This window comes from Pedobacter sp. BMA (assembly GCF_001027745.1).
In the GTDB taxonomy this organism is placed as follows: domain Bacteria; phylum Bacteroidota; class Bacteroidia; order Sphingobacteriales; family Sphingobacteriaceae; genus Pedobacter.
Genome location: NZ_LECU01000005.1, coordinates 133983 through 149432, shown reverse-complemented (window position 1 = coordinate 149432; position 15450 = coordinate 133983). Strand labels below are relative to the sequence as shown.

Here is a 15450-nt window from a genome sequence, read left to right as displayed (position 1 = left end):
GAATGCTATCCATCGTCTTTTCATGTTACTTAACAGTGTTAAACAGTTTAATCAGGTTAAGGCTCTAATTATTATTTCATCGCTCTCAATCATTTTGGTGAGCTGTAAATCTGCTCCCGATCAGACTGCAGCGGCTCCGCCACCGCCGGTTTTACCAGTTAGCCTTGTTAACGAGAGTACTGAAACCACTTTCATTGAATATCCAGCTGCTATTCAGGGTGCAGTAGATATTGAGGTTCGTCCTCAGGTAAGTGGTTATTTACAAAGTGTTTTAGTTAATGAGGGGGCTTATGTAACGGCCGGACAAACACTTTTTAAAATTAATGAAAACCCTTACCGCGAGGCTTTAAATAATGCAAAGGCAAGTTTACACGCTGCCGAAGCAGCAATATTAAATGCTCAGCTGGAAGTTGATAAGTTAACCCCGCTGGTACAAAACAAGGTAGTTTCTGAATTTCAACTGAAAACCGCAAAAACAGCTTACAAAATTGCGCAGGCCAATGCTGAGCAAGCCAAAGCAAGCGTAGCATCGGCACAGATTAATTTAGGCTATACCAATGTGAAAGCCACAGTGAGTGGCTACATCGGCAGAATTCCTAAGAAACAAGGTAGTTTAGTTTCTCCGTCCGACCAGGTTGCGTTAACCCAGTTGTCTGATATCCATGAAGTGCATGTCTATTTCGCTTTAGCTGAAAACGATTTCAATAGCTTCAATGCGAATTATCCTGGTAATAATCCAGCCGACAGGATCAAGCACCTTCCGGCGGTTGAATTGGTTTTGGCAGATAACTCCATCTATCCTATAAAAGGTAAAATAGACATGATTGACGGTCAGTTTGACAAAAATACCGGAGCAATTACGCTGAGGGCAAGTTTTCCTAATGCAAGCGGCAGTCTTCGTTCTGGCAATACAGGTAAACTCCGTTTAGGGTTGAAACACGACGACGCCATTCTCATTCCTCAATCGGCCACCGTAGAAATGCAGGATAAGGTTTTTGTTTTTGCACTAAACAAAGGTAATAAAGTAAGTAAAATGCCAATTACAGTTGTTGGTAAAAGCGGTAATAATTACCTGGTAAAGGATGGTGTGAAACCAGGCGACCAGATTGTGTTGAGCGGCCTGGACCGTTTACAGGAAGGACAGGTGATCACACCGGAAAAAGCAACAGATAAAGCGGCAAAACTAAAGCGCTGATAAACCAGTGCGAATTGCTAAAGGCGAAATCAAATCGGTGGAAAGCCTGATGCACGAACAAATTACAAGAACAAATACTAAACAAATAAATAATGTTCAAGATATTTATACAAAGACCGGTACTGGCAACCGTAATCTCCATTTTATTGGTGATACTGGGGGTACTTGGTCTGGCGAAACTACCCCTTCAACAGTTTCCCGATATTGCCCCACCATCCGTTTTGGTAACGGCAGTATACCCTGGAGCGAATGCTGAAACGGTTCTACGTTCAGTAGCACCATCTCTCGAAGAATCGATAAATGGTGTGGAAAATATGACTTACATGAGTTCTACAGCCAGTAATGACGGTTCACTGGCGATTACGGTTTTCTTTAAACTGGGAACCAATGCTGACCAGGCTGCTGTTAACGTTCAAAACAGGGTTGCGCAGGCAACCAGCCAGTTGCCGGCGGAGGTTGTACAGCAGGGTGTAACCACTGCCAAACAGCAAAATAGTTTCATTATGGCTATTGGAATGTACACAGACGATGAGTCAAAATACGACCAGACTTTCGTAGCCAACTATGCTCAGATTAATATTATACCAGAAATCAAGCGTATCCCGGGTGTAGGTTCTGCAGCGATTTTTGGCGGAGTAAAAGATTATTCAATGCGTGTTTGGTTAAACCCATCGCAGATGGCAACTTATCAGGTTACGCCAAATGAAATTATGAGAGCCATTCAGGATAAAAGTTTAGAGGCTGCCCCGGGTAAGTTTGGGGAGAAAAGTAAAGAAGTTTTCGAATACGTAATCAAATATAAAGGCAAATTAACTAAACCTGAAGAGTATGAAAACATTGCTATCCGTGCTAATGCTGATGGTTCGATACTGCATCTGAAAGATGTTGCAAGAATTGAACTTGGTGCTTACTCTTACAATAGTATTACCAGAATCAACGGTAAAAAAGCGATTGTAATCGGGATCATTCAACTGGCCGGTTCCAACTCGAATGATATCCAGGTGGCGATAAACAAGCTCATGGAAAAGTCGGAGAAAACCTTTCCGGCAGGTATTAAAAAGAATATCTTCTATAGTACCAAAGTTTCTCTTGATCAGTCTATAGAGCAGGTTGAACATACATTGGTTGAAGCCTTTATACTTGTTTTCATTGTGGTGTTTCTCTTCTTGCAGGATTTCAGGTCTACCTTGATTCCGGCGATCGCTGTTCCGGTAGCCATTCTGGGTACATTCTTCTTTATGCAGTTGTTTGGATTTTCTATCAATCTGTTAACCCTGTTTGCGCTAATTCTGGCTATTGGTATTGTGGTGGATGACGCAATTGTAGTTGTGGAAGCCGTACACGCCAAAATGGAACATAAACATTTAGGTCCGAAAGCAGCAACGCACGAGGCTATGCACGAAATTACCGGGGCAATCATTTCCATCACCCTGGTAATGGCTGCGGTATTCCTGCCAGTTGGATTTATGGAAGGGTCAACAGGCGTTTTCTACCGACAGTTTGCGTTTACGATGGCGATTGCGATTGTGATTTCTGCAGTGAATGCATTGACGTTGAGTCCGGCATTAGCAGCTTTGTTTTTGAAAGATAATCATTCTACCCATAGTGATAAACCTGAGGAAAAACCAAACTTTAAGCAGCGTTTTTTCAACGGATTTAATCACAGTTTCAATTCATTAACCAATCGTTATGTTGGAGGATTAAAGTTTCTAGTTCGCCATAAGTGGTTAAGTATGGGTGGATTGGCTTTAATTACCCTGGTTACCATTTTTATGGTTAAAACGACTCCCGCAGGATTTATCCCGACGGAAGATCAGGGTTTTATTGCCATTGCAGTGAATACGCCGTCCGGAACATCATTGGATGGAACACAAAAAGTAATGACTCAAGCGGAGGATGTATTAAGCAAACTGGATGCTTCGAGAGATGTGACTGCAGTTTCTGGATTTAATCTCTTAACCAATTCAACCAGCCCTTCATCTGCTGTAGTATTTGTTTTGCTTAAGCCAAACAAGGAACGCGGGGCGGTGAAGAATATCGACGAAATTATGAACCAGGTTCGTGGTAAGCTTGGTGCCATTTCGGGAGGCAGTTTCTTTGTATTTAGTTTTCCAACCGTACCAGGCTTTAGTAATGTGGAAGCTTTGGATATGGTTCTTCAAGATAAAACAGGGGGTAAGCTGGATAAATTCAGTGGTATTTCTCAGCAGTTTATCGGGGAATTGATGAAACGTCCGGAAATTGCTGTGGCCTTTACCAGTTTCAAAGCGGATTATCCGCAATTGCAACTGGATATCAACGATGAAAAGGCTGATCAGCTGGGCGTGAATGTGAAAGACATTTTGCAAACCATGCAGACGTATTTCGGTAGCGCGCAGGCATCTGATTTCAACAGGTTTGGTAAATATTACCGTGTTGTTGTACAGGCTGATGTTCAGGACCGGGCAGACCCGTCCACTATCGATCATGTTTTTGTAAAGAGTAGCAGGGGAGAAATGGTACCCATTAACACTTTGGTAAAACTGAGCAGAGTTTATGGTTCAGAAACCGCCTCTCGCTACAACCTTTTCAACTCTATCTCGATTAATGCGATTCCAAAACCAGGTTTTAGTTCGGGTGATGCGATTAAGGCAATCGAAGAGACTGCGGAGAAACAACTTCCGGCAGGATACAGCTATGAGTTTTCCGGACAAACACGTGAAGAAATCGCCTCAGGCGGTCAGTCGACAGTGATTTTCCTGTTGTGTCTGGTATTTATTTATTTCTTACTTTCAGCACAATATGAGAGTTATATTCTTCCCTTAGCCGTTATATTATCTATCCCTGCCGGAATATTTGGTGTATTCATTGCCATTGGATTAACGGGTATTGAGAACAACATTTATGTTCAGGTGGCACTGATTATGCTCATCGGCTTACTCGCTAAAAACGCCATCCTGATTGTTGAATTTGCGGTGCAGCGGCGAAGAGGCGGTCAGCCTTTAGTTGCCTCGGCTTTAGAAGCAGCAAAATCGAGGTTGCGTCCGATCATCATGACTTCGCTTGCCTTCATTGTGGGCCTGGTTCCCATGATGGGCGCCACAGGGCCATCAGCTCAGGGTAACCACTCCATTAGCATCGGGGCTGCCGGAGGGATGATTTCGGGTGTTATCCTGGGACTGTTCATTATTCCGGTACTCTTCGTCATCTTCCAGGCTATCCAGGAGAAATTTTCAAAAAAATCACAAGAGGTAATTCATGACCATCAGGAATCACCTATAAATCAAGTTGTTTATGAAACGGTTTAATATTATTGCCATTTTGCTCCTTGCAATAATCTGGAGCGGCTGTTCAGTTTCTAAAGATGTATCCCTGCCAAATGTGGTGCCGGGACTATTCAGAAACACCATTCAAAAAGATTCTTCAAGTGTGGGCGATTTGCCTTTTAAGAGCTTCATTAATGATTTAACGGTTCAGCATTTAATCGATACGGCTTTGGCTAAAAACTACGATATGCAGATTGCGTTAAAAAATATCGATGCTGCCGAAGTGTTGTTCAAGCAATCAAAACTGGGTTATTTACCAGAATTAAAGTTGCAGGTTGCAGCGAGTTCGAGTCGCCCATCTGATAACAGCTTAAACGGGTTAAGTTTGAACCAATTTACCGGATCAACCCATATTGAAGATTACAGTGCTAATTTAGGACTGATTTGGGAGGCGGATATCTGGGGTAAAATCCGTAATCAAAAAGCTGGCGCTTTGGCCAGTTTTTTGCAAACCGAGGAAGCACGCAAAGCTGTTCAAACGCGTTTGGTTGCCAACGTAGCCCAAGGCTACTATAATTTGTTGATGCTTGATGCTCAACTGGAGATTGCGCAGAAGAACCTGAAGCTGAGTGACAGTACCCTTAGGATCATCAATTTACAATTTGATGCCGGGCAGGTGACTTCTCTTGCTATTCAGCAAGCTGAAGCGCAACAATTGATTGCAGCACAGTTAATTCCCCGTTTGGAGCAGAATTTAACCTTGCAGGAAAATGCGCTGAGCGTTTTAATAGGTACATTGCCGCAGTCCATTACCCGTACCAGCCGACTGGATAAAATGTTGATTCCTCAGGAACTAAACGCTGGATTTCCTTCGTCATTGTTAAGCCGCAGGCCAGATATCAAATCGGCCGAATTGGCACTGAATGTTGCCAATGCAAAAGTTGGTGTAGCAAAAGCAAGCTTGTACCCATCACTTGTGATTACAGCCAGCGGTGGGGTAAATTCATTTAAAGCCAGCAATTGGTTTAGTATGCCGGCTTCATTGTTTGGATTGGTTTCAGGCGGGATCACTCAGCCTGTTTTCCAGCGAGGACAGTTAAAATCTAATTTAGCGCTGGCTAAAATAGACCGCGAGAAATCAGTTATTCAATTTCGCCAATCTGTTTTAAATGCAGTAGGAGAGGTATCGGATGAACTGACTAAAGTGGAGAAGCTGAAATCTCAATACAGTATTGCTGAAAAGCGTGCACGTACTTTACAACAGGCTTCGAAAAATGCAAGCTTGCTATTTAAAAGCGGCATGGCAAATTATCTGGAAGTAATTACTGCACAAGGTAATTTACTACAAAGTGAGCTGGAACTGGCTTCCATCAAAACTGAACAGCTTAATGCTGTTGTAGGCTTGTATCGCTCTTTAGGTGGCGGTTGGAATTAGGATTACTTGTTAGCTGTTCCAGCGGGTATTGACTTAACTGGCAGAAAACATATTACCAACTTATGGAAATATTCGGGTTACGTTCGGCTGTTTTTTTGGAGGCAGCCGAATGTTTTCCGGGAACCATAGCTATACCATGTCCGGTCTTTCTTCGGTAAAAGAACTGTGATATTTTTTTGAATTTTGAGAAGGAAGTGGTAAATTAGAATATCATCCCACTGACTCAAGCTAAGTTACAAAAAAATATATGGCAATAGCAAACGGGATGAACAGATTTCGCGGATCACTCAGCGATTTTGTATTTTACACAAGGGGCAAGAAACAGGTGGTGAGGAAAAAAGCCACCAGTTATAAGCTTTCTGAAAACACGATCAAAAGCGGTCGTGATTTTGGTGAGGCTACACGCAATTCCTCCTACCTACGCAAGGCTTTCAAAAGCCTGGTAAAACATTACGGTAACGACGACTTCCACAACCGGCTCAACAAAAATTTTACGCGCGTATTCAACAGTATTCCTTCTGAAATGCTCGGCAACAAGCATTTAAATCAGGGAAACCTGAAGTTGCTTGAAGGATTTCAATTTAATACCGGCAGAAAGTTTGCTTCGCTCTGTTATGCGCGATTGGGTGTTAATATCGATCCGGCAAATTTTATTACATTTACTTGGGAGAAACCAAAAGATGAGCACTTTTTTAGACTTGTTCCAAATGCTACAAGGACTTACATCCAGATGATGGTATTTCAATATGACCTGGACGATGGCGGGCAGTATGAATGTATTCGTCTGAATGATCTGGTGATTGAGCCAGGTAAACCTATTGATCCGAAAATAAGTTTAAAACTGGAAGTCGATCTCAAGGGCGAAAAGGCCTTAATTGTTGCTGCCGGGATTTATCACGATACCAAAGGTACCCGAAGTTACGATAAGCGTTACTTCGGTTGTATGATCACCCACGCGTTGCATTTGAAGGAAGGGGTGGAAGTACCTTTTGTTGAAGCGAAGGAGGAGAAAATGAAAAGCCCGGAAGAAACAGGGGTTGGGACATGGGGTAGTTCGCTGAATTTGGAATGAGGTCCAATAGATTGTCTAATACAGAACATTGCAGACAGGCAGACCGCGAAAATTTATTTCCTTAATAGTTTCAGAAATAAAAATCCGGCCGTGCCTGATAAAACCGAAGCAGTTAGGATGGCAAATTTCGCCTCTGAAATTTGCAAAGCATCATCAAAAGATAGCATTGCAATAAATATCGACATGGTGAAGCCGATACCAGCCAGCATTCCTAATCCGATCAGGTGTTTCCAGTTTGTCTGGTGGGGTAAAATTGCCCATTTTAACTTTACCACTAACCAGCTAAATGTGGTCACGCCAATTGTTTTTCCTAAGAAAAGGCCAGCTAGAATACCTGCTCCCAGCGGAGAAATTAAACCTGAAAGCATTCCTTTTACAAAGGTAATATTAGTATTAGCCAGGGCAAAAACAGGCATAATCAGGTAATTTACAGGAACCGTTAATGCATGTTCCAGCTGCTCTAAAGGGGATAATTCCGTTGTGTCGTTTGTGGGTATGGTGAAGGCCAAAAGTACACCGGCGATGGTAGCATGGATTCCGGAATGGTGAATAAAATACCAAAGAAATATGCCGGGCAGGAGGTAAAAAACTAAATGCTTAATTCCGAAATAATTCATCAGCATCAATATCACCAAAACTCCTCCAGCCATGGCCAGATAAAGGAAATGGATCTCACTGGTGTAGAAAACAGCAATAACCACAATAGCGCCCAAATCATCTACAATGGCCAATGCAGCAAGAAATATTTTTAAACCGGATGGTACACTTTTCCCTAATAATGCTATAATTGCCAGGGCGAAAGCAATATCTGTTGCCATGGGAATGCCCCAGCCTCCTGAAGATGGGGTACCCTGGTTAAATAACATATAAATCAGGGCAGGTACAATCATGCCACCTAAAGCAGCAATTACCGGCAATGTTGCACTTTTAACAGAAGAGAGCTCACCTCCGATGAGTTCCCGTTTGATTTCCAGTCCGACGAGGAGAAAAAATATAGCCATTAAGGCGTCGTTGATCCAGGCCAGAATACTAAACTTTATAGCTCCATAACCTATTTGGTTTGCCAGGAATTGTTCAAAACTTTCATGTAGAGGACTATTGGCGATCAGGAGGGAGAGGGCGACACAAAACAAAAGCAGCAAACCGCCAACCTGTCCTGATTTAAAAAAACGTCTGAATATCTCGAAGTTAATCCCTTTTGCCATGGACGTAAAAATAGGCAAAATTTAAGGTGCGGACTGCAGATTGGAAGATTATTTATGAAAAAGCCGCAGACCCATAGATTAAAAATCTGAGAATCTGCGGCTTTAGGATAATCAGGTTGACTACGGTTTTTTCCCTATATTTACTCTGATATTCACTTCAAAATCCCCATCGGTATAACCACTAATTGCTGATGTTGCCGTATTATAGTAAGCCATGAAATATAAAGCAGATTTATAGTTCATTCCAAACCCAACTGTTGCGTTCTGCGTGTTGTGGTACATCGCCATTACATACAGTTTATCGTTAGCGAAGTTGGCGTTCAATCCTGCATCCCACAGATTTTTGTAGTTCTTAATGCCTCTGAAAACAGCTTTGGGTTCTAAACTGATTCCATTGATTCCAGTCCCTAGACCAAACTTATAGCCTACTGCAGAATAAAATGTAGGCTTATCCGCAATGTTTAAGTCGTCGTTCCTGAAAACAGAACGCATGTTAGGAATAGCCCCTTCAACGGTTAAACCTTTTGAGGTGTAGGATACACCAAAATCACCATCGAAATAATAACCTCTGTCGTTGAAACGGGCTATGGAGGGATCATTGATATCGCTATTGCGAACGCTGCTTAAATCCAGCCTGTCCTGGCTGGCCCCAAACGAAATACCAAAGTTCAGCTTTTGATCTTCATTACTCAGAGGGAGGTGATAGGCGAATGTTCCAACCATTTTAGTGCGTTGAATACCACCTGCTTTTTCATTGTAGAAGTTTGCTCCCCAGCCAACTTTACCTACCTGCTCATCGAGTGTTACACTCTGGGTAAGCGGTGCCCCTGGAATGTTAGACCATTGCTTACGGAAACTCCCATTGATATTGAAACCTTCATTTATACCCGCCATAGATGGGTTAATAAGGTAACGGTTCTGGAAATATTGTGCGTTTAAAGGGAGGATCTGTGCTTTTACGCTGTTACAAAATAATGTGCCTGCTGCAAATAGAAATGTTACGCGACTTATTTGCTTTATGTTTTGAGTAATTGCTTTCATGTCTGTAATTAGTTTCTGATAATGTTGATGAATCCTTTAAATGTGCCTACACCTGTTCCGAGGTCGACTATGTAGTAATAGGTTCCTTCGGCGAGCGGGCTTCCGTTTACTGTTCCATCCCAATCGTTGGCATAGGTTTGTTTGGTGTACAGTACACGTCCGGTTTTATCAAAAATGGTTACCTTATTGTTTGGATAGTAATCGATATTTTTAATGATGAACTTATCGTTATAGCCATCCCCGTTAGGGGTAACCAGCGTACTGGCTTCCAGCTTATAGTCATCGATTACGGTAATTGAAATGCTTTGATCGGAAATGCAACCGCTTGCATTGGTAACCACCACTCTATAAGTACCGCTTTGTTTGGGGCGGATGGTTAATGCTGCGGTATTCTGGCCACTCACCACATCGGCACCTGTCCAGCTGTATTGTGTTCCTCCTGTTGCCGTTAATACGATGGCATCTCCTTTAGAAATTGAAATACCTTTGTTGCTGTTAATGGTAATCACGGGCAATGGATTTACCACCACTGTGGCCGTGCCCGTTTGGGTCTGGGATGCATAGGCATCGGTAACGCTTACCAGGCTGTACACAAATGTTCCTGCTGAGCCTGTCGGCACACTTACTGTTGCAGTGGTGCCACTTGCAGTTACCGTTCTGTTGCTACTGCCATTCACTGTATAAGTGAAAGTGTACGGAGCTGTTCCGTTTGAACCTGTAAAGGTAACTTGTGGGGAAGAACTGAAATTACATACGGAGGAAGTTCCGGAAACTGCTGCCAATGGCAAGGGACGGATGGTTACTGTAGTAGAGACATTTTGTACCTGGGTACTATACGCATCACGAATGCTGGTTATGGTATAAACAAATGTTCCCACTGCTGTGGTGGGTGCAGTTACGGTTGCTGTATTGGTTGTTGATGTCAACGTTCTGCTGCTTCCGTTATTTATGTTATAGGTAAAAGTGAAGGGTGCAGTACCAGCAGCAGCTGTAAAGGTGATTACAGGCGCAGTTCCGTTCAAAGGAGCTGAAACGCTGGCACTCAAAGTTGCAGCCGGTTTAGCATAAATATGCAGATTTGCAGGTCTGTAATTAATGGCATAGTTTGTATTTAACCCCAGTGTACCTTGTGTAATCGCATAATCACCCGCTGTTTCTCCACCAATCCGGGTCAAGTTACCTGTAAAGGTATCGGCACCAACTAATGTTGGGGTTGAGGTGAAGGTGAAAGCCGGGTCAACGGTCGATTCGACTTTCGTTTTTGCATCAGCAGTTACCGTAATCGTTTTTGGCGATATGGTTAATATTTGTTGTTTTGCTAATGCAGGATTAAAAAAGGTATCGCCAGGCTGATTGGCAGTAATGGTTACTGTACCGGCTTTCAAAATATGCACATCACTGTTGGTTATCGTTGCAATATTAGTATCACTACTCGTATACGTGATATTAATGGCCGTGTTATCACTTGTTGCACCAGCAGCAAAATCGGGATCACCATAGGTTACCGTTTTAGTAGCTGTGAAAGTGATATTCTGATTTTTCTTTACTGTGGCATCATCGCGAGAATACCAGATTGGTGAGGTAATGATCCTACTACCATCGGCTTCTACTATATCTGCGTAATAATATCCTGTAGCTAAATTTGCCAGTGCATTGTCCGTGTAGGTCAAGTTTGTAGAAGAGCTTGTTGTTAATTCTACCGGGTTTACACCACTGCCTGGTGTGCCATAAAGAATTTTAATGCTGGTTACCGGACTGGTTGTAATGGAATTCACTTCAATTAAAGGTGCGCCTGCCGTTTTGAATACACTTCCAACCGGTTGTTTATTGATTGTGAAAACGATTTTAGCAGCCGAATCCTGTGATGCATAGAAACGCATTTTTTTAATAGCATCTAATAAATCATTCTCCGTAAGGGCGGGCGCCAGCACCACCAGGCGGGCTCTGGTATGCCGGCCAAATGTTAAGTTATGATTATCGTGATCGATACTTGCTCCCAGGTGATAGCCTCTGGCCAGCATGCGGTTATAATAGCTCAGGTAACTCATTGAGCTGGCCGGATCCGAGTAGGTAGTATTGGTGGAAAATGCAGGGCCGCTTTCCAAAGCGGTTCCAACGATTGCACTGTCGGCACTCAAATCGTAAGTAGCTGAAATATTGTTGAAATCTGTTGTATTCGGGTGAGCCAATGTTGCCACTGCGTTTAAGCCGTGCCTGTTGATAATTCTGAACAGCCCGGTACTACCCGTATAAACACTTTTAGGCACATATATCTGGTTTTCTCCAGATTCCCAACCGATCAAAGAGTCGATACCATAAACGATGACGTGACCACCACCACTGATGACACCCCATTCCATACCATGTAATGCCACAAAATTGGATGTGGTAGCCTTTTTAGCTGCGTCAATTCCTGGCTGCCAGTTTGCTAATGACATTCCGGCCTGTGTATGATTATGTTCTGATATCCCCAGGAAATCAAGGTTCATTGAGTTCTTTGCGAAGGCATAATCATCTTCCGGTTTTTTAGTTAAATCGTCTTTATTTCCATCCGAATAGCTACTGTGGCTATGTAAGTTACCGTAGTAGAAGTTTAGTTTATTTACATCGAGTATGCCCGTTTTAAAGGTTCCCTGTAAAGGTTGACTAGTTAAATAAAACGGGCCACCTGCGCATGCGCTGTTTACAGCATAAACGAAAAAATAATAATTGGTATTTTGTGTTAAACCATTCCTGATAAATGTGCCACCTGCGCCACGTTTTACAACAACACCGCCACCGATCATGTCGCCAACATTATAAACGGTTTGGTTTACAGGGTTTGCTGATAACGAATTAACCGTGCTCATTACCACCAGGTACTCATCGCTTGCGCTGTTTGGCGTAAAAGCTGCCTGTATGAAATTGTAATTGGATGAGGTGATGGTGAAATTAGTTGGCTGAGCTGCTGGTGTTGTACAAGGCAATAATGTTCTGGTTGTTTGCGTACCCGAAAGGATATTTGAGGTCAGATATTTCGGTCCTCCAGTACATGAGAGGTTATTTAACGGAATAATAAAATAGGTATAGTTCGTTGAACTTGTAAGGTTATTATCAGTGAAGGTATTGGCTACAATTTTATTTACCACTATGCCACCACCAAAGGATGAGCCAATGGCATAAGCTGTTCCATCTACTGGCAGGGCAGTTAATGTGGTATTCAGGCTCCTGATAATCAGGTATTCATTTGCGTCGGTTGATTTTACGAAAGTTCCGGTGATGCTTCCTGTGGTTACACCAGTAAAAACTAATGAAGTGGCTGCCACCGTTGGTGCCGAACAAACGGGTAAATTTGGCGGAAAATGCACGCCCAGGCGATCTGCATCGTCATCGTCAATTGCATTCTGAACTGTTGCTATTGGTGTTCTGGTCCAATCACTTTCTAAAAATACAGGTGCCGGAGCAGTAACATTTAAACTTCTAACGTAGGAAACATCCTTCGCGTTAACACCCTGGCCAAAAGCATCAATAATATTGTTATTGGCATCAAGTAAAGCTACACCATCATTACCATTAAAGTTAATGACCGTGTTGCTGTTCAATATTGCACTTGATGAAGTTAAATAGGTAACTTCAGTCCCATTGCCTGTGTTACCCAGGAGGACAGAACCTTGTGCAGGTATCGTGAAATTCAGGTTGACAATCTGAGATGGCGTACCGGTGATGTTAATGTTTCCAGCGTCTCCCGAAATGTTATATAAAGCAAGTTTTAGCAGTGGTGAAGCAGTATTGACAGGTGCATTACTCAGGTTGGTCAGTTCAATCCATTTATTTACTGAGGTACCTTCGTAATACTGACTGATGATAACCGGGGCACTAACCAGCGGAGGGTTTGCTGTTGTAGCATCTACACTGGAAACAACGGTTTGTAAATTTGCAGCCGCATCCTGCGCCACAACGTATAGGGTATAAGAAGTGCCGACACTAAGACCTGTGATGGATGCTGAAGCATCTGTGTTGGCTGTGTTGGTGAAGCTTCCAGATTTTAAAGCCGTTGCGCCTGTTCCATCCTGTCCGGCTTTCACCTGGGCAGCAGTCGGGGCAGTGGTTGTTGTTAAGGCCAAAACATAGTAAGTCGTCCCGGCTTCATTGATGTTATTGGTGAAATCAACCGATGTAGTGGTAACGTTGCTGGTTTTAGGGTAGGTTGCTGCGGTAACTGGTGGTGTTACGTCGGCAGCCCCCAAAGTGCTAAAACTTAAAGTTGAAAAGCTGGTTTGCAGGTTAGCTGTAGCGGCTGCGTCTTCTGCAGTAACATAAATTCTGTAGGCAGTAGAAAGCGTTAAGCCCGCGATTGTTGTGGAAGCATCGACACCAAGAGTATTCGCAAAAGAGCCTGATTTGAATGCATCATTGTTATTGCCATCTTTTCCAGCCTTAATCTGCGCAGAGGTTGTTGGAGCTGTTCCTGTAGCAGGAATGAGAACGTAGTACGTTTTTCCGGCCTCATTAATGTTAGAAGTTAAGTTAACCGTAGTACTGCTAATCAAAGAGGTTTTCGGGTATCCGGATGCATAAGTCGGAGGGGTCGTATCAACCGTACCAGATGCTGTAATGGTTCCGCCAATACTGAAACCGGCTCTGTCGGCAGCTGGCGAATTAAATCCCCAGCCACCTGTAGACGTTTGTCCACTGGCATAGTAACGGATTGTAATTGTAGTTCCTGCCTGTACATTTTGAAGGGCCGCAATGCCTGAAAGATTTACGGTTGGTGAGGCTGCAGGTGCTACTGTTGCTGCGGTAATGCTGATTGGACTTCCAATTAACGTAAAACTGGTGCCGTTGAGACTATAAGCATATTGAGTGCTTACACCGGGACTGGCATAATAAGTTGCTGTACCTGCAAAAAGCGCATCAAGCGACGATAAAGAAATTTGTTTGCCAGCAGCAGCGGTTAGGGTAACCTGGAAGTAATCTGTATTTGTAGTAGAGATTCCGTTGTTCTGAAATCCCTGAGTTCTAAAAGAGTTATTTCCTGCGCTTGCAGGAGCTGTTGTTCCTCTGGTTAAAACCGGAGCTGCTGTTAAGCCTGCATCAAATTTGTTAGCGGTTGAGGTCGCAACCATAGTTTGTCCAGTGAAATCCCAGGAAGCTATTTGCGCAATAGTTACCGTTGGGAAATAAAAGACAATAATTAAGAATAGAAGTAAAATTTTTTTCATACAATTTTTATAGGGATATCAAATGTTTTGATAAATCAGTTTAAGGTGCAAATGGAATGCACCAAAGAAAACTCAGGCTTTGATTAACTTAGGGAGTAAAGTTTTACCATTAAGCGTGTTAAAGTGACTATTAGACGATTCAGATTTCATTCCATTTAGCACCGAATAAAATCTTAAAAATATTGAAATAAATTTGCCTTAATACTGCAAATGTTTCGGTATTGGATTAGGTTTTAGATCTTATTTTTTACCATAGGGAATGATTAGGATGTGAAAATAGGTCTTGATTGTTAAATGGGTATTAACATTGTATTAATGATAGGTATTTTCAGTTAGTTTGGCAATGATGCTTGTTTTCAAGACTAAATTTAGCTATTTTATTGGTGTTTCCTTATGGTGTTGATAACTTATCCTAATACAGCTGACTGGATTACAGAAAATCTTCAATATTTCCTTTTCCTTCACGAATCACTTCGAATTCTCCGGTAGTACAATCTATCACCGTAGAGGCTTCATTGTCGCCGTACCCTCCGTCAATTACCAAATCCACCAGGTTCTCATATTTTTCATGAATCAATTCCGGATCTGTAGAATATTCGATCAATTCATCATCATCTTTAATGGAGGTAGATAGGATTGGATTGCCCAGTTCCTTTACAATGCATCGCGCTATATTGTTGTCGGGAACACGTATACCAACCGTTTTCTTATTTGAGCTGAGTAACTTCGGTACGTTATTATTTGCATTAAAAATGAACGTGAAGGGGCCTGGTAAAGCTTTTTTTAGTACTCTGAATGTGGTGTTGTCGATAGGCTTAATAAAATCTGATATGTGTTTCAAATCATGGCAGATGAATGAGAAATTTGCTTTTTCCGGCTTAATTCCCCGGATGCGGGCAATCTTTTCAATGGCTTTGGGATTAGTGATGTCGCAACCTAAACCGTAAACGGTATCGGTAGGATAGATAATGATTCCACCTTTTTTCAATACGTCTACCACCTGTTCAATGGCCCTTTCATTTGGATTTTCCGGATAGATTTTAATAAGCATAGCGT

8 protein-coding genes are annotated in these 15450 nt (G+C 42.5%); 4 read left to right on the top strand and 4 right to left on the bottom strand.

What is annotated here, in order from left to right; translation table 11 throughout:
- Positions 1–22 precede the first annotated feature (22 nt).
- From AB669_RS10140 to AB669_RS10125, 4 genes are all read left to right on the top strand, one after another.
- Positions 23–1195, top strand: coding sequence for an efflux RND transporter periplasmic adaptor subunit (locus AB669_RS10140; protein ID WP_231582660.1), 1173 nt, complete (start codon positions 23–25; stop codon positions 1193–1195).
- A gap of 92 nt (positions 1196–1287) precedes the next feature.
- Positions 1288–4482, top strand: a complete 3195-nt coding sequence (locus tag AB669_RS10135; protein ID WP_047799197.1) for an efflux RND transporter permease subunit — start codon at positions 1288–1290, stop codon at positions 4480–4482.
- Complete coding sequence (locus AB669_RS10130; RefSeq protein WP_047799196.1) at positions 4469–5875, top strand: TolC family protein; 1407 nt, start codon at positions 4469–4471, stop codon at positions 5873–5875. The genes AB669_RS10135 and AB669_RS10130 overlap by 14 nt, the downstream gene beginning before the upstream one ends.
- A gap of 247 nt (positions 5876–6122) precedes the next feature.
- Positions 6123–6947, top strand: a complete 825-nt coding sequence (locus tag AB669_RS10125) for a hypothetical protein (RefSeq protein WP_047799195.1) — start codon at positions 6123–6125, stop codon at positions 6945–6947.
- A gap of 53 nt (positions 6948–7000) precedes the next feature.
- Here AB669_RS10125 and nhaA read toward each other — a convergent pair whose 3' ends face one another.
- The 4 genes from nhaA to AB669_RS10105 all read right to left on the bottom strand — a co-directional run bounded on the left by nhaA (position 7001) and on the right by AB669_RS10105 (position 15445).
- A complete protein-coding gene (nhaA, locus tag AB669_RS10120) occupies positions 7001–8152 on the bottom strand; it encodes a Na+/H+ antiporter NhaA (protein WP_047799194.1) in 1152 nt (383 codons plus the stop codon).
- Positions 8153–8272: 120 nt separating this feature from the next.
- Positions 8273–9193 carry a type IX secretion system membrane protein PorP/SprF gene (locus tag AB669_RS10115; RefSeq protein ID WP_053058361.1) on the bottom strand — a complete coding sequence of 307 codons (921 nt, stop codon included), beginning with the start codon at positions 9191–9193 and terminating at the stop codon, positions 8273–8275.
- 8 nt (positions 9194–9201) lie between these two features.
- Positions 9202–14394 (bottom strand): CehA/McbA family metallohydrolase, encoded by a 5193-nt coding sequence (locus tag AB669_RS10110; RefSeq protein WP_047799193.1) that lies wholly within the window; start codon positions 14392–14394, stop codon positions 9202–9204.
- Between the two features lie 430 nt (positions 14395–14824).
- The gene (locus AB669_RS10105) at positions 14825–15445 is read right to left on the bottom strand and encodes an L-threonylcarbamoyladenylate synthase (RefSeq protein WP_047799192.1); all 621 of its coding nucleotides are present in this window, start codon (positions 15443–15445) and stop codon (positions 14825–14827) included.
- Positions 15446–15450 lie beyond the last annotated feature (5 nt).